This window comes from Pseudomonas sp. PDNC002 (assembly GCF_016919445.1).
Classification (GTDB): domain Bacteria; phylum Pseudomonadota; class Gammaproteobacteria; order Pseudomonadales; family Pseudomonadaceae; genus Pseudomonas.
Window position 1 is genome coordinate 1,400,253 of the sequence record NZ_CP070356.1, and the last position, 20,935, is coordinate 1,421,187.

Sequence of the window (20,935 nt, forward strand, 5' to 3'; positions counted from 1 at the left end):
TCTCCGGCTCAGCAGTCGATGACCAGCCGCGAGCACTTGGCACGCGACACGCAGGGCATGATTTTCTTGTTGGCGGCCTTGTCCTCGTCGGACAGCCAGTCGTCGGTGTGGAGGATCTCGCCGTCCAGTTCGAGGACGTTGGTCTCGCACATGCCGCAGGCGCCGCCGCGGCACAGGTACGGGATGTCGTGGCCGGCGGCCTCGGCGGCTTCCAGCAGGCTCTGGTCGGGCGACACATCGATCGTTGCGCCACTGCGTGCCAGGGTGACCTGGAACGCCTCGCCGACACTGCCCTGTTCGAGGAAGCGTTCGTAGTGGATGTGGCTGTCGGTCCAGCCGTGGGCGCGGGCGGCGTCGATCGTGCCCTGGATCATGCCCTCGGGGCCACAGACGTAGACGTCGCTGCCCAGTGGCCGGTCGGCCAGCACGGCGCTGATGTCCAGGCGCTCGCCGCGGTCGTCACGGTACAGGTGCACGGCATCGCCGTATTCGCGCAGCAGCTCTTCACCCAGGCGTGCGTGGGCGTCGCCGCGCACGGCCAGATGCACTTCGAAGGGCGTGCCGCGCAGGCGCAGTTCGGCCAGCTGCGAGCACACCGGCGTGATGCCCACGCCGCCGGCAATGAACAGGTGCAGGCGCGCATGCTTGCTCAGCGGGAACAGGTTCACCGGGCGGAGGATTTCCAGCTCGTCGCCTTCCTTTACCACGTCATGCATGTGCTTCGAACCGCCACGGCCTTCTTCCACGCGGCGCACGGCGATCTGGTAGGCGCTGGCGTCGTAGGGCGAGCTCATCAGCGAGTAGGCGTTGCGGTAGGTGCCGCTGGCGTGGGGCATCAGCACCACGACGTTGCTGCCGCCGGAGAACGGCGTCAGGTGCGCGCCGTCGGTGGAAGCCAGGGTGAAGCGCTTGATCTCCGGAGTCACCTGCTCGATGCGGGTGACACGGACATTCAGGGTTCCGTTGGACTGGCTCATGTGTCGAGCTCCTCGGCTTCCGGCAGCTCGCCGGGGACTTCGGCGTCGGCCTTCACCGCCTGGAAGGCAGCGAGGCGGCGGGAGTAGTGGTCGCGGACCACCAGGGTGCGGGCGCAATGCGGGCAGTCGAAGACGCGTTGGGTAACGTTCTCGGTGTAGCCGTCGCAATGCACGCACCAGACGCGACGGACGAAGGAGCCGGCGTGTTCGCGCAGCACTTCGTCCTTGTTCAGGTTGATTGCGTCGGCGGCCTGCATGGCGGTGCCGATGAAGCTCTCCGAGCCGGCCAGATACAGGCGGGTACCCATGCGTGACTGGCCGAGCAGGGCGTGCAGGTCGTCGACCAGCGCGCGGTTGCTCGGGTAGATCGTCAACTCCACGTCGGTGAGGTCGCGCAACGCGGCGAGGTGATCCTGCCCGGAGAAGGATTCGCGGGAATACAGCACGCGGATCGGCGCGCTGCGCGGCATCTCGGCGAGCAGACGGAGCATGGCGCCGCCGCCACTGCCCTGGCCGGCGATGATGTGGTGGTTGCCACCGGCGAGCGGACGCAACTGGTCGTAGACCGGCCGGCTCTTGATACCTGTGATGAGCATTATTCTTGTGCCTCCAGAACTGCCGGCGCTCTCGTTGAGGAGCGCCAGCGCGATTCGAGGACCCGCGCACGGTCACGGGTCGGAGATACACAGAGCACAGGCTGTGCCAAATAGTTAAGTAATTGAAATTTAAAGAAAAAGTAAAATTACGAAATCAGAGGTGTAAGCAGAAATGACAACGGCTGTAGGCAGGGATGCAGCGGTGGATTGTCGCAGGGGACTTCTGCCGGGCGTGGGTAAGCGGTGCGGTCGGGTGGTGAGGAAATAACATTTGTAGGAGCGAGCTTGCTCGCGAACCTCGCCGTACCTCGGTGCCTGCGGCTGCCCTCACCCCAGCCCTCTCCCAGGGGGAGAGGGGGCCGTCTGGAGCGCGCTGAAAGCAGGGAGTCAGCCGGTGAACTCGTAGGGTGAAGCTCACGCCGATTAGTCCCCTCTCCCTTCGGGAGAGGGTTAGGGCGAGGGGCTTTGGGACAAGGTGTGCTATGTCAGGGGGAGAGGGGGCCGTCTGGAGCGTGCTGAAAGCAGGGAGTCAGTCGGTGAACTCGTAGGGTGAAGCTCACGCCGAATAGTCCCCTCTCCCTCCGGGAGAGGGTTAGGGTGAGGGGCTTTGGGACAAGGTGCGCTATGTCAGAGGGAGAGGGGGCCGTCTGGAGCGCGCTGAAAGCAGGGAGTCAGCCGGTGAGCTCGTAGGGTGAAGCTCACGCCGATTAGTCCCCTCTCTCTGGGAGAGGGTTAGGGTGAGGGGCTTTGGGACAAGGTGCGCTATGTCAGGGGGAGAGGGGCCGTCTGGAGCGTGCTGAAAGCAGAGAGTCAGTCGATGAACTCGTAGGGTGAAGCTCACGCCGATTAGTCCCCTCTCCCTCTGGGAGAGGGTTAGGGTGAGGGGCTTTGGGGCAAGGTGCGCTATGTCAGGCGGCGCTCAATCGTCGCGCTGCAGCTTGCGGATCAAGGTGCCGACGTCGATGCCCAGGTGGATCGCCGCCTTGCGCTTGCTGCCGCACAGGCGCACCGCGCGCAGGATGACCTGGCGCTCGTAGCGCTGCACCTGGGCCTTGAGTGGCTGGTCGTCGATGGCCGCGACCGGTTCGGCGGCGGCGATTGGGCTGCCGGCCGGCGGTGCGCCGAGCAGCTCCGGCGGTAGGTGCAGTTCATCGGCGACATCGTCGGCCAGTACCGCCAGGCGTTCGAAGATGTTCACCAGCTCACGGATGTTGCCGGGGTAGTCATAGCCCAGCAGGCGTTCGCGGCATGCCGAGGACAACCGCAGCGGCGGCTGGCGATCACGGTTGATCCGCGCCAGGAGGATGTCCATCAGCACCGGCAGGTCGTCGCGGTGGGCGCGCAGCGGCGGGATTTCCACCGGCAGCACGGCCAGGCGGTAGTAGAGATCGGCGCGGAATTCGCCGGCCGCGACCTGGGCGCGCAGGTCCTTGTTGGTGGCGGCGATCACCTGCACCTGCACTTGCTTGGACAGCGGCGAACCCACTGGCTGGATGGTGCCGTCTTCCAGGAACTTGAGCAGCTTTGCCTGCACCTGCAGCGGGATCTCGCCGATCTCGTCGAGGAACAGCGTCCCGCCCGATGCGCTCTCGATGTAGCCGCGCTTGCCCGATTGCAGCGCGCCAGTGAAAGCGCCGCGCTCGTAGCCGAACATCTCGGACTCGAACAGCGTCTCCGGGATGCTCGCGCAGTTCACATCGATGAAGGGCCGGTCGCCCCAGCCGGCGGCGCGGTGGATGTGCCGGGCAATGGCGGTCTTGCCTACGCCGGGTTCGCCGAGCAGCAGCAGGCGCGCACGGCGACGGAACGCGCGCACGCCCATGTCGGCGATGGAGGACAGCAGCGGCGACATGTGCAGCGCATTGTCCTGCGGGTCGCCCAGGCCTTGCAGGTCGGTGGTCGAGGCGCGCCCGGAGGGGCTGCGCAGGCTGCCGGCGGTGCCCGGCTCGTATTCGCGCTGGATCAGCAGGCTGTAGGGCTTCTCGTAGGCGCCAGTGGGCACGGCCTGGGCGCGGGTGAGGAACACCCGGCCATCGCGCGAGCGGGTCAGTGCACTCTTGCCGCCACGGCGCAGAGCCTGCTGGAAATCGTCGAACTGCAGCGCCGAGCGCTGGAAGAAGTCCACGTCGGGCAGGCCCAGCACATCGACGCGGGTGACGCGGTTGACCCGTTCCGCCGCGAGGTTGATGAAGCGCACCCGCGAGTCACCGTCGCAGACGATCAGCGCCTCGCTGAAGCTGTCCAGCAGGGCGTGCAGCGCCGGGGTTTCCAGCAGCGCGGAGAGCATCTCCCCGGACGCGCTGACCGAGGAGCGCATGCCCATCCGCAGCGGCGCGAAGAAGCCTTCTTCGCTCATGCTTCTTTGCTCATGGATGTAGCTCCGTCGCCTTGTTCGCCAGGCGCAGCACGAAGACGCGCCAGGCCACGCCCTCGCGGATGAGGATGCGCGAGCAGTGGCTGTTGAAGGACTGGTAGTTGCCGAACTGGTCCGGCAGGTCGAGCACCTGCCAGGTGCGCTCGGGCAGCGGCATGCGGTTCAGGGTCGAAGCCAGGCCGGCGGCGCGGGTGATGCCGAAGGTCTGCTCGAAGGCCGCGTTGCGCCATTGCGGCTGGGCCGCTTCGTCGATCACCAGTACCGCGTCGGGCACCGCATCGAACACCCGGCGCAGCGCTTCGATACGCTGCTCGGCGTCGTGCTGCATGCGCAGCTCCTGGCTGACGTCGCGCAGGCTGCCCCACATGCGCAGCAGGCGGCCGTTGTGGATGCTGGCGCGCACGTCGTTCTCCACGTAGGCCGGCGAGCCGTCGTGACGGCGGTCCACCGACAGCGCGCCATCGACGTGGAATTCCGCCTCGATCAGGCGCCGCACGAACTCTTCGTTGGCTGGGCTGCGCGGCCAGTACAGGCGCACCGGCTGTTCGCTGAAATCGACGTCGGCGGGCATCTCATAAATGTTGGCCATGGCGCGGTTGCACATGCGCCAGTAGGAGCGGTTTTCGAACACCTGGCGGACGATTTCGTCCGGCGTCTCGCGCACATCCACCGACTCGGCGAACTCGATGCACCAGTAGGCCACCCGCGCGCTGAAGAGCATCTGGCTCATCACTTCATTGGCGCTTTGCAGCTCGCCCAGCCGGCGGCTGACCGGCCCCAGCGGCATCTTCACCAGATACAGGCGCGCCGGCTCGCCGTCGCGCCATTGCAGCACGCCGCTGGCAAGCACCGGCAGCAGGCCGCCGTTGTGGCGAATCAGGGTCAGCTCCAGGTCCTGCACGCGCTCATCGGCCGGCGGGTTGGCGAACAGCTGCATCAGCGCGTTCAGCGAGTCGGCGGTGTAGATCAGCTCGGCGCCCTGGCCGTCCAGCGAACCCGGCGCATAGCCGAGCTGGTCGGTCTGCTCGGCGGAAACCTCGATGAAGCGTCCCTGGGACGTCAGGCTGTCGGACAGCAACAGGCCTCTGTCCAGCAGCAGTTTTAGCGGGTCCATTTCTCCCTCCAAGGCAGATCTCCAATGCAAATTCCCAACACGGCGGTGCGGCCACTCGGCGGCCCGCAGGGAGAGCAAGGCATGTTGCATGCCAGCCTGAAACGCCCGTGCGCCGTGGGGGCGCGGAAGGGGTGTGTGCAAAATCGCAGCACTCTGTGCAAGTGCGCAGCGCAGTTTGCAGAGTATCTGCTGCGTGGTTGCAGCGGCGTGCCGGGCGATGGAAGGCGCGGGATTTCTTGCTGAATACTGGCCAGTTGATAGCTTTTGAGTTCGTTTGAGCGGCTGGCGCTGCTAGGATGCGCGCGCGTTTTTCTTACCTGTCCGTCCCAGAGCCCGTTCCCTACAAGAGGCCAGCATGCGCAAGCACCGTCGATTGACCTTCCGCCACATCGGCCAGATCAACGTGACCAACCGCCTGAGCGGCGATTCCATGGGGACGGTGCTCGATGTCTCGATGGGAGGTTTGCGGCTGGTGACGGAGGAGCCACTGGCGCCGGGCAGTTGCTACGACATGCGCCTGGAGATTCCGGTGCGTGAGGACCACACCCGATCGGTGGATATCACTGCGATCTGCCAGTGGTCGAAGAAGGACGCCAAGAATGCTCGCTTCGAGCAGGGGTTCAAGCTGGATCGGCCGAGTGCGGCGTTTACCGAGCTGGTGACGTCGATGTCGGTGAGTTTCAACCGCAGTTTGTTGGGGCGGGCGCGGTTGTCGTGATGGATTTGCGGGTGGGGTAGTTCGGCGCTCGGGCGGGCCCTCACCCCAGCCCTCTCCCAGGGGGAGAGGGGGCCGTTCGGTGTGTTGTGGCTATTCCGGAGTCAGCCGGCGAGCCTGCAACTACCAGCCCGCTCCGGACAGTCCCCTCTCCCTTTGGGAGAGGGTTAGGGTGAGGGGAAAGCACACACACCGGGCGCTCAGGAAAGCACCCGCTCCGCCAGACCTCATCACCCCAACGTCCCCAATATCTGCACCCCCACCCGCTCCGGAATCTCGTTCTGCGACAGCACATGCAGCCCCGGACTGAACACCCGCGCATAGCGCGCCAGCAGAGGCCGCAGTTGCGGCATCACGGTGAGGATCGGCGGGTGGCCTTCCTTGCGCAGTTTTTCCTTCACCACCGGCATGCTGTGCTGCAGCTGGTTGAGCAGGCTGGGCTCCACCGGAATATTGTCCAGGCTCACCGGACCGGCCTGCTGGGCGATGCTCAGGGCGCCGAGCAGGGTGTTCTCCAGGGCGTTCTCCAGGACGAACACGGTTAGCTCCGGCCGGTCGCCGGCAATCGAGGAAACGATGCTGCGGCGCAGCGCGTAGCGCACATCGGAAGCCAGCAGCACCGGGTCCTTGGTGGTCTCGCTGCCTTCGAGCAGGGCGCTGGCGATGGTGACGATGTCCTTCAGTGGCACTTCTTCCTGCAGCAGCTGGCGGAACACCCGGTGCTGCTGCGAATAGGTCAGCTGCGCCTTCAGCGATTCGGCCAGCTTGGGCGCCTGCAGGGTCAGGCGCTGCATCAGGTGCTCGACGTCGTCGTGCTTGAAGATGTCCGGCAGGTGCTCGCGCACCACCTTGTTCAGGTGCGTGGCGACCACGCTGGCGCAATCGATCACCTGGTAGCCCAGGTTCAGTGCGCGGGATTTGTCGGCCGGGAGAATCCACACCACCTGCATGCGGTACGCCGGGTCGACGCCGAGGATGCCGTCGATCTCGCCGTACAGCTCCGGCGAGGGAATCGCCATCAGCCGGTCGGCGTGGATTTCCGCGCCGTCGATGCGCTCGCCGTTGATGTGGATGGCGTACTGCGAGGCCTTCAGGCGCAGGCTGTCGCGGATCTGCACTTCCGGCAGGAGGAAGCCGAGGTTCTCCGAGAGCGTCTGGCGTACCCCGCGAATCCGTTGCGGCAGCGGCGCGCCGCTGGCCTCGTTGACCAGGCTGACCAACTTGTAGCCCAGCGAGATCGACAGCCGCTCCACCAGCGGGATGTCTTCCCAGGCCAGCTGCTGCGCCTTTTCCTGGTCCATCGCGTGCGTCAGCGCCTGGGTCTGCTCCAGCGTCTGTGCTTCGATGGGCGGGCCGGCCAGCGATAGCCGCCAGGCGATGAAGGCCACCAGCGCGGCGAAGGCGAAGAAGGCGGTGTGCGGCATGCCCGGCACCAGGCCGAGCACCACGAGGATGCCGGCGACGGTGTACAGCAGCGACGGCGAGGCGAGCATCTGCCGGCGCACCAGGCTGGTGATTTCCGCCGACTCGTTGACCCGCGTGACGATGATCGCCGCCGCGGTGGACAGCAGCAGCGCCGGAATCTGCGCCACCAGGCCGTCGCCGATGGTCAGCAGGGCGTAACGCTGGAAGGCTGCGCCGGCTGGCAGGTCGTAGACGAACACGCCGATGGCCAGGCCGCCGAACAGGTTGATCAGCAGGATCAGGATGCCGGCGATGGCGTCGCCACGGACGAACTTCGAGGCGCCGTCCATCGCGCCGTAGAAGTCGGCTTCCTTGGCCACTTCCGAGCGGCGGCGCTTGGCTTCGTTCTGGTCGATCAGGCCGGCGTTGAGGTCGGCGTCGATGGCCATCTGCTTGCCGGGCAGGGCGTCCAGGGTGAAGCGCGCGGTCACCTCGGAGATGCGCTCGCCGCCCTTGGTGATGACCATGAAGTTGATGATCATCAGGATCACGAAGACGATCAGGCCGACGATGAAGTTGCCGCCGATCACCACGTGGCCGAAGGCCTCGATCACCTTGCCCGCCGCGCCCGTGCCGGTGTGGCCGTCGAGCAGCACCACGCGAGTGGAAGCGACGTTGAGGGTCAGGCGCAGCAGCGTGGTGACCAGGATCACCGTGGGCAGCAGCGAGAAGTCCAGCGGACTCTTCGACGACACGCTGACCAGCAGCACCAGGATCGCCACGACGATGTTGAAGGTGAACAGGGCGTCCAGCACCAGCGGCGGCAGCGGCAGGATGATCATCGAGAGGATCGACAGGATGATCAGCGGGATGCCGATGCGGCCGCTCTGGAAGGTCGGCAATAGTGACTGCAGTAGGCGCATGGTCAGACTCTGTTCAGCAGTTCTTCGGGAATGGGGACGTTACGGATCAGCTCCGGGCGTTCACGGCGCCCGGAGCGCCAGGCCTTGAGCTGGAGGATGTAGGTCAGGACGTGGGCGACGGCCTTGTACAGCTGCGCCGGGATCTGCTGGTTCACCTGGGTGGTGGCGTAGATCGCACGGGCCAGCGGCGGCAGTTCGAGCACTTCGAGGTCATGGGCCTTGGCCATCTTGCGGATGTACAGCGCGGTCTCGTCCAGGCCCTTGGCGACCACGTAGGGCGCCTGGGCCTTCTTCGGGTCATAGCGCAGCGCCACGGCGAAGTGCACCGGGTTCACTATCACCACGTCGGCGGTCTTGATCGTCTTGCTGATCTGCCGGTGCACCAGCTGGCGCTGCAACTGGCGGATGCGCGCCTTCACCTCCGGGCGGCCTTCCTGGTTCTTGTGCTCTTCCTTGCGCTCCTGCTTGGTCATGCGCAGCTTCTTCTTGAAGAAGAAGTACTGGATCGGGATATCGATGACCGAGAACAGGATGAACACCACCAGCAGTGAAAGCGTGATGTCGTAGAAGGTGCCGAAGGCCGTGGCGATGGCACTGCGCACATCGCCGCGCTGCAAGGCGAGCAGGCCGGGCAGGGCGCCGTGCAGTTGGTAAAGGGCGACAGCGATCAGCACGGCGATCTTCAGCAGCGACTTGGCCAGCTCCGTCCAGTTCTGCAGCGAGAAGATGCGGCCGAACCCGGTGATCGGGTTGAGCTTCGACAGCTTGGGCATGAAGTTCTTGCTGGAGAAGATCCAGCCGCCGGGGATCATCGAGAACAGCACCACCAGCAGTGGCGTGACCAGCAGCGGCAGCAGCGTGGTGATGAACAGCACCAGGTGGTGGCCGAGCACCAGCGGCAGGTCGTCGAGGCCGATCTCGCTGTTCCTCAGGTCGATGAAGGACAGCGCGAAGCCCTGCTTCAGGCCGTCGTAGAAATGCTCCACGCAGAACTTCAGGGCGATCAGCGTGGCCAGCAGCGAGAGCGTGGTGGAGAGGTCCTTGGAGCGGCTGACCTGACCATCCTCGCGGCTCTTCTTGAGCTTCTGCTGGGAGGCCTCTTCCGTCTTCTCCTGGGCACTGTGCTGGTCAGCCATGGTGCCCCTCGCGGAAGATCACGCCGATGGCGTCGAGCAGTTGGCGGGTGAGCTTCAGGTAGTTCTCGGGGATGTCCGGCAGGGTCAGCCAGATGCACATCAGGCCAGCCAGCACGGCCATGGGAAAGCCCAGGGAGAACAGGTTCAGCGCCGGCGAGATGCGGTTGAGCAGGCCGAAGCAGAACTGCACGAGGGTCATGCAGAACACCACCGGCAGGGTGATCAGCACCGCGGCGGCGAATACCCAGGCCAGGCTGCCGGCCACCGATTCCAGCCCCAGGTAATGCAGGCCGCTGCCCACCGGCCAGTAGACGAAGCTCTGGTAGAGGATGCTCACCACCAGCAGGTGGCCGTCGATGGAAAGGAACAGGAACACCAGCAGGATGAAGTACAGCTGGTAGAGGATCGAGGACGACGACACGCCGTTCATGGGATCGTTGTACACCGCCATGCTCAGGCCGAGCTGGGTGGAGATCACGTCGCCCACCAGGGTGAACACGGTGAACACCAGCATCAGCGCCAGGCCCAGCATCAGGCCGAAGGCGACCTGCTCCAGTGCCACCAACAACCCCTGGGCCGACAGCGGATCGATGGCCGGCGGGCGCGGCAGCGCGGCGCCGAGGGCGACGGTCAGCGCCAGGCCGAGGAGGATGCGCAGGCGCATGGGGATCGCCTTGTGGCTGAAGATCGGCGCCAGGGCGAACACCGCCATGATCCGGCAGAAGGGCCACCACCAGGCCTGCAGCGTTTGCAGGTAGTCGAAGGCCTGCAGGATGGATGCACCTTGCTGCATGGCATCAGCCGACCAGGCGGCCTGCCTGGTGGAACGACTCGATGAACAGTTCGGACAGGGTGCGCAGGATCCAGTGCCCGGCGAACACCAGCATCCCCAGGGTGATCAGCAGGCGTGGCAGGAAGCTGAGCATCTGTTCGTTGATCTGCGTGGCGGCCTGGAAAATGCTGACCAGCAGGCCGCCGATCAGGCTCGGCACGATCAGCACGCAGACGATCAGCGCGGTGATGTGCACGGCGTTGGAAACGATGTCGACGGCGCTTTCCGGGGTAAGCATGGCGTTTTCCGAAAGGCCGCTAGAACGGCTGCACGCTGCTGGTCAGCGTGCCCATCATCAGGGCCCAGCCGTCCACCAGCACGAAGATCATCAGCTTGAACGGCAGCGAGATCATCATCGGCGAGAGCATCATCATGCCCATCGCCATCAGCACGCTCGCCACCACCAGGTCGATCACCAGGAACGGGATGAAGATCATGAAGCCCAGCTGGAACGCGGTCTTCAGCTCGCTGAGCACGAAGGACGGCAGCAGCAGGGAGAAGTCCAGGTCCTCCAGTTTCTCCGGCAGGGTTTCGCCGGCCAGCGAGACCATGGTTTCCAGCGAGGTGCGGTTGGTCTGCGCGAGCATGAAGCGGCTCAGCGTCTGCTTGGCGTGGCCCAGGCCGTCTTCCAGGCTGATCTGGTCGGCCTCGAAGGGCTGGTAGGCGTTGACGTAGATGTCCTGCCACACCGGGCGCATCACCAGCAGCGTCATGATCAGGGCAATGCCCACCAGCACGTTGTTCGGCGGGCTCTGCTGCAGGCCGATGGCCTGCCGGAGGATCGCCAGCACGATGACGAAACGGGTGAAGCAGGTCATCAGCATGAGCATCGCCGGGAGGAAGCCCAGCAGTGTCATGACGATGAGGATCTGCAGCTTGACGCTGAAGGCCTGGCCGTCCGCCGTGTCGTGCAGGTTGAACAGCGTGACCTCGCCGCCGGCCGCCTGCGCGTAGAGCGGGCACAGGGCGGCCAGGCAAAGGCCCGCAGCCGCCAGGCGTCGGCGCCAGATCATGCGGTCAGCGCGTCCAGGCTGGCGCCGCACAGTTCCAGCACGCGCAGGCCATAGTTGCCGTTCATCACCACCACTTCGGCCTTGGCGAACAGCGCGCCATTGACCTTCACGTCCAGCGGCTCGCCGGCGAGCTTGTCGAGGATGATCACGCTGTTGGCGTCGACGTCCATCAGCTCCTTCAGCGAGATCTCGACCGAGGCGACCTCCAGGGTGACGTTCACCGGAATCTTGCCGAAGAAGCTCAGGTCCTGCTGCGGCAGCGACGCGCGCACGGGCTCGGCGGGGATGTCGGTGACGTCCTGGGTCAGGTCGAGGTCGCCATCGTTGATCAGCGACTCGAACTCGGAGTCGGAGAGAGAACCGGTCATGGGTTTTTCACGCTTTCCAGGGAGGAGAGGAAGAGGGTGCCGTCGTCTTCGAAGATGGCGCCGCGGAACAGCTTCTGCTGGTTCACGCGGACCTCGACGCGGTCCAGCGGGCGGATCGTCAGCACATCGCCAGGCTCCAGGCCGAGCACTTGCGAGAGCGGCATCCTGGCGGCGGCGACGACGCAATCCAGGCGCAGCGGCAGGTGCTTGATGTGCTCCACCGGGTTGCCGGTCAGGCGCGGTGGTGGCGGGCCGGCGAGGCGGCGGGTGAGTTCGTCCGCCAGCGGGTTGTCCAGGTAGAGGTAGAGCGAGGAATGTTCGCCAGTCAGGTGGCTGACGTAGCTGAACTCGGCCACGTACTCCCACTGCACCTCTTCATAGGTGGGGTCGATCTGCTGCAGCCGGCCCACCGACTCGCCCATCAGCAGGGCGCGGCCGAACAGGTCGACCACGTCCAGGCCGAGGCGGTCGAGCATGCGTTGCTCGGAGCTGCTGATCGGCGGCGTATCGCGATTGGCGACCAGGGTGCCGCCGTAATAACACTCGATGACTTCGGTCAGCAGGGCACGGTCCATGGCGAAACCGAACTTGCCCAAAGGCGAATCGAACAGGCATTCCAGTTCACGGGGAAGTTCCTCGTGAATACGCAGGTTATCCAGTTCGAGATTGATTCGATAATGCCGCAGGAAATAGTCGCTGATGATCCGCGGATACTTTCCGGAGATCTCTTTGATATGCTGCGGAATCTTGTGATAATGCCGGCCGAGTTTCTGCGGTTTCAGTCGAATCAGACTGTCGGCGGGCACGCCATGGTGGACTTTTGATTTGCCAGTCATGCTCAGCGTCGTACTTCCAGGTTCGATCTGCCATCTGCCCAAGGACACGCAAGGTGTCTTGACCGCCGGGGTCGGCTGATCGTTGCTCGCGGCATGCTCTGTCTGTCAGGAGGCCCGTGACTGCTGCGTCACAGGCTGCTGACATGGCGCAATGATAGCGATCTGAGGTCGCCCGATTAAATCAATAGATATCAAATGCTGTTTTTGACGGAACTTTTTGTCTATTGATCTTAATTAATCGGCGGGAAGCTATGGCGATTTACTGGCACTTGTTAGTGTGGGCGGGTTGGTTATAGGTTGCGCAACTTCATGGAGACGTAAGTTGCTGCAATGCCACCCGTGAGATAAGCCGTCCTGGAAAACGTTCCGCTGTTCCCGATGTATGTTTCGGGAGACGCAAGCGATGTAACGAATGGCGGCTATCGAACGCACTAGCGAATGGAAAGTTGCGGTGACCAGTTTAAGCCAGTCGATCGATCATTTATGTGAAACGCTGCTCGAAGAGCGGCCTGCGCAGAAAAAAGTTGCGATCATCGGGCCGTCCTCGGACGCCGCTCACGCGCTTCTATTGCAGGCGCTGCTGGCCGAAGGTTGCCGCGTCGAACGCTTCTCCGGGTTCGCCGAACTGGCTCGCGCACGCAGCGACGCCTCCCTGCTGTTCATCCTCGCTGGCGCCTTCCCCGCGCCCGACCTTTATGCGCAGGTCGGCGCGCTGCTCAGCGACGGTCGCGAACGCGATGTGGTGCCCATCGTCGGCTATGAAGAGCAGGACAAGGCCGCCACCCTGCTCGACCTCGGTTGCGTCGACTACCTGCTGTCACCCTTTGGCGCCGGCCAGCTGGCCGCGCTGCTGCGCCGCCAGGAAGCTTCCAGCGCCGCCCAGGAACTGTTCGTCTCGCGTTCCCAGGCCGGCCGCCGCCTGCTGGCCATGGCGCAACGCGTCGCGCAGACCCGCGCGCCGATCCTGATCACCGGCGAGACCGGCACCGGCAAGGAGCTGCTGGCCCGCTACATCCACGGCATCGCCAGCCCGGACGCGCCCTTCATCGCAGTGAACTGCGCAGCGATCCCCGAGGCGATGCTCGAATCCATCCTCTTCGGCCACGAACGCGGCGCCTTCACTGGCGCGGTGACTGCCCAGCCGGGCAAGTTCGAGCTGGCCAATGGCGGCACCCTGCTGCTGGACGAGATCGGCGAACTGCCGCTGGCGCTGCAGGCCAAGCTGCTGCGCGTGCTGCAGGAGCAGCGCGTGGAGCGCCTGGGCGGACGCCGCGAGATCGAGCTGGACGTGCGCATCATCGCCGCCACCAACCGCGACCTGCAGGCCGAGGTCAACGAAGGGCGCTTCCGCGCCGACCTGATGTTCCGCCTCGACGTGCTGCCGCTGCACATCTCCCCCCTGCGCGAGCGCAAGGAGGACGTGCTGCCACTGGCCCGCCGCTTCATCCGCCAGTACGCCCCGCAGGACGCCGAGCACGACCTGCTCACCGAGTCCGCCAGCCGCGCGCTGTTGCAGCACGACTGGCCGGGCAACGTGCGCGAGCTGGAGAACACCCTGCAACGCGCCCTGGTGCTGCGCAACGGCCTGTTCATCCAGCCTCGCGACCTCGGCCTGGCTGCGCCGGAAGCGCCCATGGCCACCGTTGCCGCGGTGATCCCGCTGGCGGCCGAGGGCGGCCGCGCTGCGCTGCGCGCCAGCGGCAAGCTCGCCGAGTACCAGCACGTGATCGACACCATCCGCCGTTTCGGCGGGCACAAGACCAAGGCCGCCGAGAGCCTGGGCATGACCACCCGCGCACTGCGCTACCGGCTCAACGCGATGCGTGAGCAGGGCGTGCAGGTGCACTTCTGATTTCGTCTTCCGGGGGAGACCTTCCATGAGTTCGATCATGCAGGTGCAGCAGGACATGCTGGACCGGATGAACCGCTACGCCGACCTGGCCAGCGGCCCGGCCGTGCGGCCCGCCGCGCAGCTTTCCGGCAATGCGCCGGCGCAGGGCATCGGCGCCAGCTTTGAGCAGGCGCTGCGTTCGGTGGACGCCGAGCAGCACCAGTCCAGCGCCGCCATGGCCGCGGTGGACAGCGGCCAGAGCGACGACCTGGTCGGCGCCATGATCCAGAGTCAGAAGGCCAGCGTGTCGTTCTCTGCGCTGCTGCAGGTGCGCAACAAGCTCACCGGCGCCTTCGACGAAATCATCCGCATGCCGCTGTAAGGACTGACAGTGCTGCAGAAACTCAAAGGGCGCCTGCCGCTCGACAAACTCAAGCTCGACCCGCGCCTGGGGCTGCTCGTTATCGCCCTGGGCGCTGCGTTGCTGGCCGCCGCCGTGGTCTTCTATCTATGGCGCGACCAGGGGGCCTACCGCCCGCTGTACGGCGCCGGCGAAGCCTACCCGGCCGCCGACGTGATGCAGGTGCTGGACGCCGAAGCCTTCGACTATCGCCTGCACCCGCAGAGCGGCCAGGTGCTGGTGCGCGAAGAGGACCTGGCCCGCGCGCGAATGCTGCTCGCGGCCAAGGGCGTGAAGGTATCGGTGCCGGCTGGCTACGAGCTGTTCGACAAGGATGAGCCGCTGGGCACCAGCCATTTCCTCCAGGACGTGCGCCTCAAGCGCAGCCTGGAAGGCGAGCTGGCGCGGACCATCATGGGCCTGAAGGGTATCGAGCAGGCGCGTGTGCATGTCGCCCGCGAGGACAGCAATTCCTTCGTCGTAGGCCGTCGCGAACCGGCCAAGGCCTCGGTGCTGCTGCAACTCGCGCCCGGCCAGCGGCTGAGCCCGGAGCAGGTCGGCGCCATCGTCAACCTGGTGGCCGGCAGCGTGCCGCAGCTCAAGCCCGAAGACGTCAGCGTGGTGGACCAGAACGGTGTGCTGCTGTCGCGCGGCATCAACGGCGCTGGCGGCCCATCGCAGAACTGGCAGGCGGTGGACGAGTACCAGCGCAAGGCCGTGGGCAATGTCGAGGAAGTGCTGGCGCCGGTGCTGGGCCTGGGCAATTACCGCATCAGCGTCTCCGCCGACATCGACTTCAGCCAGAAGGAAGAAACCCTGCAGGCCTACGGCGAGGCGCCGCGTCTGCGCAGTGAATCGCTGCGCAACGAGACCACACTCGACCAGTTGGCCCTTGGCGTACCCGGCTCGCTGAGCAACCGTCCGCCGGAGCCGCCGCCGCAGGCGCAGCAGGGCCAGGCGCAGAACGCCAACGCCCCGGCCGGCAACGGCAAGACCGCCAGCACCGACAACAAGGCCGCGACCTCGACCCGCAACGAGACCACCCGGCAGAACGATTTCGACCAGAGCGTCACCCACATCAAGTACCCGGCCTTTGCCCTGCGTCAGCAGAGCGTGGCGGTGGTGATCAACGCCAGCACGGCCCCCGAAGGCGGCTGGACCGACAAGGCCCGCGCCGACCTGGAAGCCATGGTGAAGAGCGCCGTGGGCTTCAACGCGCAGCGCGGCGACCTGATCACCGTCAGCGTGTTCCCGTTCGCCGCCACCGCGGTGGAAGAGTCCTCGGCGAGCTGGTGGGAAAGCAGCGCCCTGCAATCCCTGGTGCGCTACACCGTGCTCGGCCTGATCGCGCTGCTGTTCCTGCTCTTCGGCGTCCGCCCGGCAGTGCGCAGCCTGACCCAGCGCACCCAGCCGGCAGCCACCGTGGCCCTGCCCGACGGTGCCGGCGACTACCCGCTGGCCCTGGATGCCGAGCGGCGCCTGGCGCTTTCCAATGAAACCGTCGGTGGCCTCAACGTCCTCGGCGAGCTGAACCCGCTCTCGGAGATCCGCCTGCCGGCGCCGGGGTCGGGGCTGGAACACCAGATCGAGCATCTGCAGATGCTGGCGAAGAACGACCCGGAACGGGTCTCGGAAGTGATCAAGCACTGGATTGGCCGCAATGACCGACACGAGCCTGCCTGAAGAACCGAAAAAGCGCGGCCCGCAGATGCGCGCCGTGAGCTCGCTGGAACAGGCGGCGATCCTCATGCTGAGCATGGGTGACGAAGCCTCCGCGGGCATCCTGCGCAATTTCAGCCGCGAGGAGATCGTCAGCATCAGCCAGGCGATGGCGCGGCTGTCCAACGTCAAGCAGAACACCGTCTCCGACGTCATCGGGCGCTTCTTCGACGACTACAAGCTGCAGTCCAGCATCAAGGGCGCCTCGCGCTCCTACCTCGCCGGCATGCTCGGCAAGGCGCTGGGCAGCGACATCACGCGCAACCTGCTGGACAGCATCTACGGCGAGGAAATCCGCGCCAAGATGGCGCGCATGGAGTGGATCGATCCCAAGCAGTTCGCCGCGCTGATCGCCAAGGAACACGCGCAGATGCAGGCGGTGTTCCTCGCCTTCCTGCCGCCGGGCATGGCCACCGACGTGCTCGAGGCGATGCCCGCCGAACGCCAGGACGAACTGCTGTTCCGCATCGCCAACCTCAGCGAAGTGAACAGCGACGTCATCGCCGAGCTGGAACAACTGATCGACCGCAGCCTGCGTGTGCTCTCCACCCAGGGCTCGCAGGTACGCGGGGTCAAGCAGGCGGCGGACATCATGAACCGCTTCAAGGGCGACCGTAACCAGATGTTCGAGCTGCTGCGCGCCCACAACGACAGCCTGGTCGGCAAGATCGAGGATGAGATGTACGACTTCTTCATCCTCTCCCGGCAGAACCAGGAAGTGCTGCAGACCCTGCTGGAAGTCATCCCGCTGGACGAGTGGGTGGTCGCGTTGAAAGGCGCCGAGCCCGAGCTGGTGCGCGCCATCCAGGGCGCCATGCCGAAGCGCCAGATGCAGCAGATGGAGTCGATCAACCGCCGCCAGGGCCCGGTGCCGCTGAGCCGCGTGGAGCAGGTGCGCAAGGAGATCATGGGCGTTGTGCGTGATCTCGCCGCCGAGGGCGACCTGCAGGTGCAGCTGTTCCGCGAGCAGACGGTGGAGTAACCGCGCATGGCGATCAAAGTCATCAAGGCCGACAGCCGTGCCTGGCGCCCGTACCGCTTCCCGCCACGCTGCGCGACCGCCAGCGCCGACAACCACGGCTGGGACAGCGACCCGGCCGCGCGCCAGCGCGCCATCTCCGAAGGCTTCCAGGAAGGCCTGGAGAAGGGCTACCAGGACGGCGTCGGCGAAGGCCGCGAGGCAGGCTTGCGCGAAGGCTTCGAGGCTGGTCGCCAGGACGGCCTGCGCAAGGGCCGCGAGGAAGGTCGAGCCGCTGGCCGGCAAGTGTTCGATGAAGCCAGCGCGCCGTTGCAGGCCGCCGTCGAGGCCTTCACCGACTATCACCAGGCCTTCCAGCATGCGCGGCAGAAAGAGCTGCTGGAGCTGGTGCAGAAGGTGGCGAAGCAGGTCATTCGTGTTGAACTCACGCTCAATCCCACGCAGCTGCTGACGCTGGCCGAGGAAGCCCTTGCCGCGATGCCGGGCGAGCAGGGCGAGGTGCAGATCCTGCTCAACCCGGAAGAATGCGCGCGGATTCGTGAGCTGAACCCCGAGCGCGCCGCCAGGTGGCGACTGGTGCCGGACGAGCGCCTGGCGCTGGGCGAATGCCGTGTCGTTACCGCCCAGGCCGAAGCCGACATCGGTTGCCAGCAGCGCTTGGACAGTTGCATGGAAGCGCTGAGCGCGCACCTGCAGGACGAAGACTGACGTGGCCCTGGGCGACGGCTTCAAGCTCGAAGAAGCGCTGCGCTCGCTGGATTCGGTCCAGCTGGCGCGGGTCAGCGGTCGCCTGGTGCGCGTCTCCGGCCTGCTGCTGGAAAGCCTCGGCTGCCGGCGCATGACCGGCCAGCGCTGCTACGTGGAAGTCGCCGACGGCGAGCGCCTGGAGGCGCAGGTGGTCGGCTTCAACCGTGATATCACCTACCTCATGCCTTTCAAGAAACCCGTCGGCCTGACCTCCGGCTCGCGGGTATTCCCGGCACCGGACGAAGCAGTGCTGCATATCGATCATTCCTGGCTGGGGCGCGTGGTCAACGGCCTCGGCGAACCGCTCGACGGCCTCGGCAAACTCGCTGGCCGTCATCCCCTGCCCACCGAATTGCCGCAGGTGAACCCGCTGCGCCGGCGCCCGGTGTCCGAGCCGCTGGACGTTGGCGTGCGCGCCATCAACGGCCTGCTGACCCTGGGCAAGGGCCAGCGCGTCGGCCTGTTCGCCGGCAGCGGGGTGGGCAAGAGCGTGCTGCTGGGGATGATCACCCGGCAGACCAAGGCCGATGTGGTAGTCGTCGGCCTGATCGGCGAGCGCGGCCGCGAGGTGCAGGAGTTCATCCTGCACTCCCTCGGCCCGGAAGGTTTGCAGAAGGCCGTGGTGGTGGTGGCGCCGGCCAATGAATCGCCATTGATGCGCCTGAAGGCCACCGAGCTGTGCCACAGCATCGCCGCGTATTTCCGCGACCAGGGCAAGGACGTGCTTCTGCTGGTGGACTCCCTGACCCGCTACGCCATGGCCCAGCGCGAGATCGCCCTGGCGCTGGGCGAGCCGCCGGCGACCAAGGGCTATCCGCCGTCGGTGTTCGGCATGCTCCCGGAACTGGTGGAAAGTGCCGGCAACGGCGAGGGCGAGACGGGCAGCCTGAGCGCCATCTACACCGTGCTGGCGGAAGGCGACGACCACCAGGACCCGATCGTCGATTGCGCCCGTGCGATCCTCGATGGGCACATTGTGCTGTCGCGGCGCCTGGCGGATGTCGGACATTACCCGGCCATCGACATCGGCGCTTCGGTCAGTCGCTGCATGAGCCAGGTGGCGGACCCTCTGCATCTTTCCGCGGCAAGGCAGTTCAAGGAGTTCAGCGGCACCTACGAGCGCATCAAGGAGCTCATCCCGCTGGGCGGCTACACGCCGGGCATGGACGTGAAGACCGACCGCGCCGTGCAGCTGGCGCCGATGCTGGAGCGCTACCTGCGCCAGGAAACGGCGGATGGTGCCGAGCTGGCCAACAGCGTCGCCACCCTGCAAAGCATCGTTGGTGGCCGCTGATGAAGGCGCAGATCGACATGCTCGGGCGCCTGGCCGATGTGCGCGGTGGCAAGGTCCGCGAGCTGCTGGGTCGAGTGAATTACCAGCAGACGCTGTGCCAGCGCTACCGCAACAACATCACCGGACTCGACCGCCTGTGTGGCTTCAGTGTCGCCACCAGCACGCCGTTGCAGCGGCACAACCAGCAGCAGTACAAGGCGACCCTGCACAAGATGCTGCAGTTGCAGCGCCGCGAGCTGGAAGTCGCCGAACAGGCCCTGGCGCGTATTCAGGGCGAGTTGCTGGCGGCCATGCGCAGCGAGAAGGTGCTGACCCAGGTCATCGAGGCCAAGGTCGGCCAATGGCAGGCGCAGCTTGCGCAGCAGGAACAGAAAATCCAGGATGGCCTCGCCGCGCAGTCCTGGTGGCGGGCGCGGGCTTGAAACCGGTGAACATGGCGGATAACGCGTTCCGCGTTATGCGCCCTACGCCGGGACATGGAGCCGTAGGGCGAATAACCGCTTGCGGTTATCCGCCGGCCGTTTGGCGAACTCTGAACATGGCATTTAAGTTTTCCTTCGAGGCGGTCGCCCTCTGAGGGAAAGCCCCAAAAATACTCGGATAACGACCATGGAAATCACCCGGCAACTGACCAGCGCCGCGCTGGCCACCAGCGAGTCCGCCAAGAGCGCGCGCAGCGAGCGTGCCGCCCCGGTGGCAGAGACCAGCGCCAGTGCGCCGGTCAGCGATTCGCTGCGCCTGGACGAGATGCAGGAAACCCTGCGCGCCATGCCCGACGTGGACCAGGATCGCGTCGCCGAAATCCGCCGCGCCCTGATGAATGGCGATCTGGCCAACGACACACGCCTGCTCGCCACCAGCATTCTCTCCTACCATCGCGGCAGCGACGCATGACCCAGCGCGCGCGGCTGTTGCAGGTGATCGAGCAGGACATCCAGCAGGATGCCCGCGATTGCCTGGCGCTGCGCGAGCGCCTGCAGGAGCTGTATCGCCACCTGCTGGCGCGGGACAGCGCGCAGATCGAAGCGCTGAATCCCGATATCCAGGCGCTGCTCGACGCTGTCGCCGGCCGCGCCCAGCGCCGCAGCCGCGTGCTGCGCGCCTTCCATCTGCCGATGGACGCAGAGGGCATGCGCACGCTGCTCTCCAACTACACGCCGCCGCGCCGTGAGGAGCTGCAGCAGGAGTGGCTGCAACTGGGCCAGCTCACTGCCCAGTGCAAGCGCCTCAACGAGCGCAACGGCAAGCTGCTGGCGATGCACCACGACATCCTCAGCCAGCTGATGGGCGATCCGCGCGAACAGCCGGTGTATTCCCAGCAGCTGTACTGACCTGATTCGTAGGAGCGGACTCCGTCCGCGATGGTGTCCGGCGTGATGCGGACCTATCGCGGACGGAGTCCGCTCCTACGCGAGTTCCTGTCTCTCTGTGCAGTGCACAAGGCCCCTCACCCTAACCCTCTCCCGCTTGCGGGAGAGGGGACCGTTCGGCGCAGGATGAAACCTCGACATCAGCCAGCACAATCTGCCCCCTCTCCCTCAGGAGCGGGGCGCGTAGCCAGGGCTGGGGTGAGGGAAGGCCGCTGGCAGCGATACGTCCGGCAGCGGCTGCAGAGTCTGCAAAAACACCCCGCCGAAACCCCTTAACAAATCCCTCCCCACGGTCGCCCTTCCTCTG

21 protein-coding genes are annotated in these 20,935 nt (G+C 65.8%); 10 read left to right on the forward strand and 11 right to left on the reverse strand.

Annotated elements, in window-relative coordinates:
* Nucleotides 1–8 precede the first annotated feature (8 nt).
* The 4 genes from JVX91_RS06420 to JVX91_RS06435 form a co-directional block, all read right to left on the reverse strand.
* The gene (locus JVX91_RS06420; protein WP_205338513.1) at nt 9–977 is read right to left on the reverse strand and encodes a PDR/VanB family oxidoreductase; all 969 of its coding nucleotides are present in this window, start codon (nt 975–977) and stop codon (nt 9–11) included.
* Nucleotides 974–1,573, reverse strand: a complete 600-nt coding sequence (locus JVX91_RS06425; RefSeq protein ID WP_205338514.1) for a dimethylamine monooxygenase subunit DmmA family protein — start codon at nt 1,571–1,573, stop codon at nt 974–976. The genes JVX91_RS06420 and JVX91_RS06425 overlap by 4 nt, the downstream gene beginning before the upstream one ends.
* A gap of 919 nt (nt 1,574–2,492) precedes the next feature.
* Nucleotides 2,493–3,929 carry a sigma 54-interacting transcriptional regulator gene (locus JVX91_RS06430; protein ID WP_205338515.1) on the reverse strand — a complete coding sequence of 479 codons (1,437 nt, stop codon included), beginning with the start codon at nt 3,927–3,929 and terminating at the stop codon, nt 2,493–2,495.
* 10 nt (nt 3,930–3,939) lie between these two features.
* Nucleotides 3,940–5,061, reverse strand: a complete 1,122-nt coding sequence (locus tag JVX91_RS06435) for a PAS domain-containing protein (RefSeq protein ID WP_205338516.1) — start codon at nt 5,059–5,061, stop codon at nt 3,940–3,942.
* 355 nt (nt 5,062–5,416) lie between these two features.
* Here JVX91_RS06435 and JVX91_RS06440 point away from each other — a divergent pair, with 355 nt between their 5' ends.
* Entirely contained in the window at nt 5,417–5,779 is a 363-nt protein-coding gene (locus JVX91_RS06440; RefSeq protein ID WP_054909495.1) for a PilZ domain-containing protein, read from the forward strand.
* A 227-nt stretch (nt 5,780–6,006) separates the two neighbouring features.
* Here JVX91_RS06440 and JVX91_RS06445 read toward each other — a convergent pair whose 3' ends face one another.
* From JVX91_RS06445 to JVX91_RS06475, 7 genes are read right to left on the reverse strand one after another with little or no spacing between them, the layout of a single operon-like run.
* On the reverse strand, nt 6,007–8,103 hold the full coding sequence (locus tag JVX91_RS06445; RefSeq protein WP_045213356.1) for a flagellar biosynthesis protein FlhA: 2,097 nt from the start codon (nt 8,101–8,103) through the stop codon (nt 6,007–6,009).
* 2 nt (nt 8,104–8,105) lie between these two features.
* Nucleotides 8,106–9,239, reverse strand: coding sequence for a flagellar biosynthesis protein FlhB (gene flhB, locus JVX91_RS06450; protein WP_205338517.1), 1,134 nt, complete (start codon nt 9,237–9,239; stop codon nt 8,106–8,108).
* Nucleotides 9,232–10,032, reverse strand: coding sequence for a flagellar biosynthetic protein FliR (gene fliR, locus JVX91_RS06455; protein ID WP_205338518.1), 801 nt, complete (start codon nt 10,030–10,032; stop codon nt 9,232–9,234). Before fliR ends, flhB begins: the two co-directional genes overlap by 8 nt.
* Nucleotides 10,033–10,036: 4 nt before the next feature.
* Entirely contained in the window at nt 10,037–10,309 is a 273-nt protein-coding gene (locus JVX91_RS06460; RefSeq protein WP_045213351.1) for a flagellar biosynthetic protein FliQ, read from the reverse strand.
* Nucleotides 10,310–10,328: 19 nt separating this feature from the next.
* Nucleotides 10,329–11,084, reverse strand: coding sequence for a flagellar type III secretion system pore protein FliP (gene fliP, locus JVX91_RS06465; RefSeq protein ID WP_205338519.1), 756 nt, complete (start codon nt 11,082–11,084; stop codon nt 10,329–10,331).
* Nucleotides 11,081–11,452, reverse strand: coding sequence for a FliM/FliN family flagellar motor switch protein (locus tag JVX91_RS06470; RefSeq protein ID WP_205338520.1), 372 nt, complete (start codon nt 11,450–11,452; stop codon nt 11,081–11,083). The genes fliP and JVX91_RS06470 overlap by 4 nt, the downstream gene beginning before the upstream one ends.
* Complete coding sequence (locus tag JVX91_RS06475) at nt 11,449–12,288, reverse strand: FliM/FliN family flagellar motor switch protein (protein ID WP_205338521.1); 840 nt, start codon at nt 12,286–12,288, stop codon at nt 11,449–11,451. The genes JVX91_RS06470 and JVX91_RS06475 overlap by 4 nt, the downstream gene beginning before the upstream one ends.
* A 412-nt stretch (nt 12,289–12,700) precedes the next feature.
* On the opposite strand from JVX91_RS06475, the gene JVX91_RS06480 reads away from it, so the two are divergent.
* The 9 genes from JVX91_RS06480 (at nt 12,701) to JVX91_RS06520 (ending at nt 20,589) form a co-directional block, all read left to right on the forward strand.
* Nucleotides 12,701–14,140, forward strand: coding sequence for a sigma-54 dependent transcriptional regulator (locus JVX91_RS06480; RefSeq protein ID WP_240201709.1), 1,440 nt, complete (start codon nt 12,701–12,703; stop codon nt 14,138–14,140).
* A gap of 25 nt (nt 14,141–14,165) precedes the next feature.
* Nucleotides 14,166–14,501 (forward strand): flagellar hook-basal body complex protein FliE, encoded by a 336-nt coding sequence (locus JVX91_RS06485; protein ID WP_205338522.1) that lies wholly within the window; start codon nt 14,166–14,168, stop codon nt 14,499–14,501.
* Between the two features lie 9 nt (nt 14,502–14,510).
* Nucleotides 14,511–16,202, forward strand: a complete 1,692-nt coding sequence (gene fliF, locus JVX91_RS06490; protein ID WP_205338523.1) for a flagellar basal-body MS-ring/collar protein FliF — start codon at nt 14,511–14,513, stop codon at nt 16,200–16,202.
* The gene (locus JVX91_RS06495) at nt 16,180–17,220 is read left to right on the forward strand and encodes a FliG C-terminal domain-containing protein (RefSeq protein WP_205338524.1); all 1,041 of its coding nucleotides are present in this window, start codon (nt 16,180–16,182) and stop codon (nt 17,218–17,220) included. Before fliF ends, JVX91_RS06495 begins: the two co-directional genes overlap by 23 nt.
* Before the next feature lie 6 nt (nt 17,221–17,226).
* Entirely contained in the window at nt 17,227–17,925 is a 699-nt protein-coding gene (gene fliH / locus JVX91_RS06500) for a flagellar assembly protein FliH (protein WP_205338525.1), read from the forward strand.
* A gap of 1 nt (nt 17,926) precedes the next feature.
* A complete protein-coding gene (gene fliI / locus JVX91_RS06505; RefSeq protein WP_205338526.1) occupies nt 17,927–19,258 on the forward strand; it encodes a flagellar protein export ATPase FliI in 1,332 nt (443 codons plus the stop codon).
* Nucleotides 19,258–19,680 (forward strand): flagellar FliJ family protein, encoded by a 423-nt coding sequence (locus JVX91_RS06510; RefSeq protein ID WP_196912514.1) that lies wholly within the window; start codon nt 19,258–19,260, stop codon nt 19,678–19,680. The genes fliI and JVX91_RS06510 overlap by 1 nt, the downstream gene beginning before the upstream one ends.
* A 187-nt stretch (nt 19,681–19,867) precedes the next feature.
* Nucleotides 19,868–20,152 (forward strand): flagellar biosynthesis anti-sigma factor FlgM, encoded by a 285-nt coding sequence (gene flgM, locus JVX91_RS06515; protein WP_205338527.1) that lies wholly within the window; start codon nt 19,868–19,870, stop codon nt 20,150–20,152.
* Nucleotides 20,149–20,589, forward strand: a complete 441-nt coding sequence (locus JVX91_RS06520; protein WP_205338528.1) for a flagellar protein FlgN — start codon at nt 20,149–20,151, stop codon at nt 20,587–20,589. The genes flgM and JVX91_RS06520 overlap by 4 nt, the downstream gene beginning before the upstream one ends.
* The last annotated feature ends 346 nt before the right edge of the window (nt 20,590–20,935 follow it).

Excerpts from the sequence above, each read along its gene's own strand:
- JVX91_RS06420 (WP_205338513.1), bottom strand. The coding sequence starts at position 977 with ATGAGCCAGTCCAACGGAACCCTGAATGTCCGTGTCACCCGCATCGAG.
- JVX91_RS06425 (WP_205338514.1), bottom strand. The coding sequence starts at position 1,573 with ATGCTCATCACAGGTATCAAGAGCCGGCCGGTCTACGACCAGTTGCGT.
- JVX91_RS06430 (WP_205338515.1), bottom strand. The coding sequence starts at position 3,929 with ATGAGCGAAGAAGGCTTCTTCGCGCCGCTGCGGATGGGCATGCGCTCC.
- JVX91_RS06435 (WP_205338516.1), bottom strand. The coding sequence starts at position 5,061 with ATGGACCCGCTAAAACTGCTGCTGGACAGAGGCCTGTTGCTGTCCGAC.
- JVX91_RS06440 (WP_054909495.1), top strand. The coding sequence starts at position 5,417 with ATGCGCAAGCACCGTCGATTGACCTTCCGCCACATCGGCCAGATCAAC.
- JVX91_RS06445 (WP_045213356.1), bottom strand. The coding sequence starts at position 8,103 with ATGCGCCTACTGCAGTCACTATTGCCGACCTTCCAGAGCGGCCGCATC.
- flhB (WP_205338517.1), bottom strand. The coding sequence starts at position 9,239 with ATGGCTGACCAGCACAGTGCCCAGGAGAAGACGGAAGAGGCCTCCCAG.
- fliR (WP_205338518.1), bottom strand. The coding sequence starts at position 10,032 with ATGCAGCAAGGTGCATCCATCCTGCAGGCCTTCGACTACCTGCAAACG.
- JVX91_RS06460 (WP_045213351.1), bottom strand. The coding sequence starts at position 10,309 with ATGCTTACCCCGGAAAGCGCCGTCGACATCGTTTCCAACGCCGTGCAC.
- fliP (WP_205338519.1), bottom strand. The coding sequence starts at position 11,084 with ATGATCTGGCGCCGACGCCTGGCGGCTGCGGGCCTTTGCCTGGCCGCC.
- JVX91_RS06470 (WP_205338520.1), bottom strand. The coding sequence starts at position 11,452 with ATGACCGGTTCTCTCTCCGACTCCGAGTTCGAGTCGCTGATCAACGAT.
- JVX91_RS06475 (WP_205338521.1), bottom strand. The coding sequence starts at position 12,288 with ATGACTGGCAAATCAAAAGTCCACCATGGCGTGCCCGCCGACAGTCTG.
- JVX91_RS06480 (WP_240201709.1), top strand. The coding sequence starts at position 12,701 with ATGGCGGCTATCGAACGCACTAGCGAATGGAAAGTTGCGGTGACCAGT.
- JVX91_RS06485 (WP_205338522.1), top strand. The coding sequence starts at position 14,166 with ATGAGTTCGATCATGCAGGTGCAGCAGGACATGCTGGACCGGATGAAC.
- JVX91_RS06495 (WP_205338524.1), top strand. The coding sequence starts at position 16,180 with ATGACCGACACGAGCCTGCCTGAAGAACCGAAAAAGCGCGGCCCGCAG.
- fliH (WP_205338525.1), top strand. The coding sequence starts at position 17,227 with ATGGCGATCAAAGTCATCAAGGCCGACAGCCGTGCCTGGCGCCCGTAC.
- JVX91_RS06510 (WP_196912514.1), top strand. The coding sequence starts at position 19,258 with ATGAAGGCGCAGATCGACATGCTCGGGCGCCTGGCCGATGTGCGCGGT.
- flgM (WP_205338527.1), top strand. The coding sequence starts at position 19,868 with ATGGAAATCACCCGGCAACTGACCAGCGCCGCGCTGGCCACCAGCGAG.
- JVX91_RS06520 (WP_205338528.1), top strand. The coding sequence starts at position 20,149 with ATGACCCAGCGCGCGCGGCTGTTGCAGGTGATCGAGCAGGACATCCAG.